This is a genomic window from Mycobacterium sp. TH-M25, from assembly GCF_057473665.1.
In genome coordinates this window covers 1-3,153 of record NZ_JBYCLA010000593.1, presented here as the reverse complement: position 1 = coordinate 3,153, position 3,153 = coordinate 1, and the positions used below count along the sequence as shown (strand labels likewise).

Here is a 3,153-nt window from a genome sequence, read left to right as displayed (position 1 = left end):
GCGCAGATTCCAGGCCAACAGGCCAGCCCAGCGGCGCCCCCTCCGGGGACGTCGGCCGGACCGCGCCCCGGGCCGGCACCCAAGCCGGGGGTTCGTCCCCCACGCGTCGGCAACAACCCGTTCTCGTCGGCGCAACCTGTCGACCGGCCTATCCCGCGTCCGGTGGCGCCCCGCCCCGGAGCGGCCCGGCCCGGGGCGCCACGCCCAGGCGCCTCGCCGAGCAGCATGCCGCCGCGCCCCGCAGGTGCATCTGGTGGACCCCGTCCACCACGTACCGGCGCGCCCCGACCCGGTGGGGGCCGGCCGGGCGGTCCCGGTGGCGGTCGTGCCGACGCGGGTGGCGGTAACTACCGCGGCGGGAGCGTAGGCGCCGCACCGGGCGGCGGCCCGGGAGGTTTTCGGGGTCGTCCCGGTGGCGGCGGCCCTGGCGGCGGCGGTGGTGGTGGTCGGCCCGGGCAGCGCGGCGGTGCGGCCGGCGCGTTTGGCCGTCCGGGCGGTGCGCCTCGGCGCGGTCGCAAGTCCAAGCGTGCAAAACGCGCCGAGTACGAAAACATGCAGGCGCCGGTCGTCGGTGGTGTGCGGTTACCGCACGGCAACGGTGAGACGATCCGATTGGCGCGCGGAGCATCCCTCTCGGATTTCGCCGAAAAGATCGACGCCAACCCGGCTGCACTGGTGCAGGCACTGTTCAATCTCGGCGAGATGGTGACGGCCACCCAGTCGGTGGGCGACGAGACGCTCGAGTTGCTGGGCAGCGAAATGAACTACAACGTTCAGGTCGTTAGCCCCGAGGACGAAGACCGCGAGCTGCTGGAATCCTTCGACCTCACCTACGGCGAGGACCAGGGCGGCGAGGACGAACTGCAGACACGTCCGCCGGTCGTGACCGTGATGGGCCACGTCGACCACGGCAAGACCCGCCTGCTGGACACCATCCGCAAGGCCAACGTCCGCGAAGCCGAGGCCGGCGGCATCACCCAGCACATCGGTGCTTACCAGGTCGGAGTCGGCCTCGACGGCAGCGAGCGGCTGATCACCTTCATCGACACCCCGGGTCACGAGGCGTTCACCGCCATGCGTGCCCGCGGCGCCAAGGCCACCGACATCGCGATCCTGGTGGTCGCCGCCGACGACGGCGTGATGCCGCAGACGGTGGAGGCCATCAACCATGCGCAGGCCGCTGACGTGCCGATCGTGGTGGCGGTCAACAAGATCGACAAGGAAGGTGCCGACCCGGCCAAGATCCGCGGCCAGCTCACCGAATACGGTTTGGTGGCAGAGGATTTCGGTGGCGACACCATGTTCGTCGACATCTCGGCGAAGGTGGGCACCAACATCGAGGCCCTGCTCGAGGCGGTGCTGCTGACCGCCGATGCCGCCTTGGACTTGCGAGCCAACCCCGACATGGAGGCCCAGGGTGTGGCGATCGAGGCGCACTTGGACCGCGGTCGGGGTCCGGTCGCCACGGTGCTGGTGCAACGCGGCACGCTGCGCGTCGGCGACTCGGTCGTCGCCGGCGACGCGTACGGCCGGGTCCGCCGCATGGTCGACGAACACGGTGAGGACGTTGAGGCGGCGCTGCCGTCGCGTCCGGTGCAGGTCATCGGGTTCACGTCGGTGCCCGGCGCCGGTGACAACTTCCTGGTCGTCGACGAGGACCGCATCGCCCGCCAGATCGCCGACCGGCGCAGCGCCCGCAAGCGCAACGCCCTGGCGGCGCGTTCGCGCAAGCGGATCAGCCTGGAGGACCTGGACTCGGCGCTGAAGGAAACCAGCCAGCTGAACCTGATCCTCAAGGGCGACAACGCCGGTACGGTCGAGGCGCTGGAAGAGGCGCTGATGGGCATCCAGGTCGACGACGAGGTCGCGCTGCGTGTCATCGACCGCGGCGTCGGCGGCATCACCGAGACCAACGTCAACTTGGCGTCGGCCTCGGATGCGATCATCATCGGCTTCAACGTGCGCGCCGAAGGCAAAGCCACCGAGCTGGCCAACCGCGAGGGCGTGGAGATCCGCTACTACTCGGTGATCTACCAAGCGATCGACGAGATCGAAAAGGCCCTGCGTGGCATGCTCAAACCGATTTACGAGGAGAACCAGCTGGGTCGTGCCGAGATCCGGGCGCTGTTCCGTTCCTCGAAGGTCGGCATCATCGCCGGCTGCATGATCAGCTCGGGTGTGGTGCGGCGCAACGCCAAGGCCCGGCTGCTGCGAGACAACATCGTGGTCACCGACAACCTCACGGTGACTTCGCTGCGTCGGGAAAAGGATGACGTGACCGAGGTGCGCGAGGGCTTCGAGTGCGGTATGACGTTGGGCTACTCGGATATCAAGGAGGGTGATGTCATCGAGTCCTACGAACTGGTAGAGAAGGCACGCGCCTGATGAACGAAGTGAAGAAGGCCATCTGACGTGCGTAGGAACGTCCTTCGTGGCTGATCAGGCTCGTGCGCGTCGGCTGGCCAAGCGGATCTGCACGATCGTCGCCTCGGCCATTGAGTTCGAGATCAAGGATCCGGGGCTGGACGGGGTGACCATCGTCGATGCGAAGGTGACCGCGGACCTGCACGACGCGACGGTGTTTTACACGGTGATGGGGCGCACGCTGGACGCCGAGCCCGACTACGCTGCCGCCGCCGCTGCGCTGGACCGGGCCAAGGGCACGCTGCGCAGCAAGGTCGGGGCAGGTACCGGTGTGCGCTTCACTCCGACCCTGATGTTCACCCGGGACACGACGTCTGACAGCGTGGCGCGGATGGAAGAGTTGCTGGCGCGCGCACGCGCCGCGGATGCCGATGTGGCGCAGGTCCGCCTGCGCGCCAAGCCGGCGGGGGAGGCCGATCCGTACCGTGACAAGGGGTCGGCGGCGGGACTGGACGGGGTCGATATTGAGGACACCGATGACGACGATCGAACCGAAGACTGAGCTGGTCGGTGCCGCGCTCACGCGGGCACCTGTGGATGCCGTCGGCGCAGCTGAGTTGCTGTCGGCCGCGACGACGATCGGGGTGATCTGTCACATTCATCCCGACGCAGATACCATCGGCGCCGGACTGGCCCTGGCCCTGGTGTTGGACAGGTGCGGCAAGCAGGTCGAAGTCAGTTTCGCCGCACCGGAGGCGCTGCCGGAGTCGCTGCGGTCGCTGCCCGGCT

Annotated in this window: 3 protein-coding genes; all 3 read left to right on the top strand. The window is 68.7% G+C overall.

The features are described 5' to 3' along the window. Nucleotides 1-2,385 (top strand): translation initiation factor IF-2 (infB, locus tag AC2VOU_RS19780; protein WP_486958891.1); only part of this gene is annotated, 2,385 nt, incomplete at its 5' end. A 46-nt stretch (nucleotides 2,386-2,431) separates the two neighbouring features. Next, nucleotides 2,432-2,926, top strand: a complete 495-nt coding sequence (rbfA, locus tag AC2VOU_RS19775) for a 30S ribosome-binding factor RbfA (RefSeq protein WP_047315435.1) — start codon at nucleotides 2,432-2,434, stop codon at nucleotides 2,924-2,926. Further along, nucleotides 2,901-3,153: DHH family phosphoesterase (locus AC2VOU_RS19770; RefSeq protein WP_486958890.1), on the top strand; the 253-nt coding region annotated here is incomplete at its 3' end. The genes rbfA and AC2VOU_RS19770, both read left to right, overlap by 26 nt.